General features: G+C 48.1%; 2 protein-coding genes. Both read left to right on the top strand.

The features are described from left to right. The coding region (locus R7D93_RS26125; protein ID WP_318129659.1) for a transcriptional regulator GcvA at window positions 1-842 on the top strand (842 nt) is incomplete at its 5' end. After that, the coding region (locus R7D93_RS26120; RefSeq protein ID WP_318075367.1) for an alpha/beta family hydrolase at window positions 823-1,031 on the top strand (209 nt) is incomplete at its 3' end. The genes R7D93_RS26125 and R7D93_RS26120, both read left to right, overlap by 20 nt.

The raw sequence follows: 1,031 nt of genomic DNA, 5'->3' as shown, positions 1-1,031 counted from the left end.
CAGAAGAGTTATTTGTGACTCAAGCCGCAGTGAGTCATCAAATTAAAGCCCTAGAAGAGATTCTATCTCTAAAACTTTTCCGTCGCCGTAACCGTTCTTTGCTGTTAACAGAAGAAGGGCAAAGTTACTTTCTCGATATCAAAGACATCTTTACCTCGATTGCTGAAGCGACCGATAAGGTATTGGAACGTAGTGAAAAAGGTGCGTTGACCATCAGCTTGCCACCGAGCTTTGCCATTCAGTGGTTGGTGCCTCGTTTGGCGGACTTTAATGCTCAAGAGCCAGACATCGATGTTCGCATCAAAGCCGTGGATATGGATGAAGGTTCACTGACTGATGATGTAGATGTAGCGATCTACTACGGCCGTGGGAACTGGCCGGGTTTGCGAGCGGATAAACTGTACCAAGAGTTTCTGATCCCACTTTGTTCACCTTCGTTACTTTTAGGTAACAAACCATTAGAATCTCTAAGTGACCTCAAATTACACACTTTGTTACATGATACTTCGCGTAAAGATTGGAAGCAGTTCGCTCGTCATTACAACATCGAAGGCATTAACGTGAATCACGGTCCGATTTTCAGCCACTCGACGATGGTGCTGCAGGCTGCTGCACACGGACAAGGCGTAGCATTGGGTAACAACGTGTTAGCGAAACCAGAAATGGAAGCGGGACGACTGATTGCGCCGTTTGATGAGGTGCTTATCTCCAAAAATGCCTTCTATGTGGTGTGCCATGAGCAGCAGGCAGACATGGGACGCATCGCGACATTTAGAGATTGGATGCTGGCAACGGCGAGAAAAGAACAAGAGGAAGTATTGGATGAGCCAGTGGATAGTTGAGGGGCCTGAAAACGGGCCGCTGTTTGTTTTTGCTCACGGCGCAGGGGCGGGGATGGAGCATGACTTCATGACTGCTGTCGCCAAAGGATTAGTTGAGCAAGGCATTCGTGTGGTGCGTTTTAATTTCCCTTACATGGTGAAACGTTCGGAAGATGGCAAAAAGCGTCCGCCCGATCGCGCGCCAAAGTT

The organism is Vibrio sp. YT-15 (assembly GCF_033337445.1).
GTDB classification, from domain to species: domain Bacteria; phylum Pseudomonadota; class Gammaproteobacteria; order Enterobacterales; family Vibrionaceae; genus Vibrio; species Vibrio alginolyticus.
Note: the sequence above shows the minus strand (reverse complement) of the source record. Positions and strands in the feature narration are given on the sequence as shown.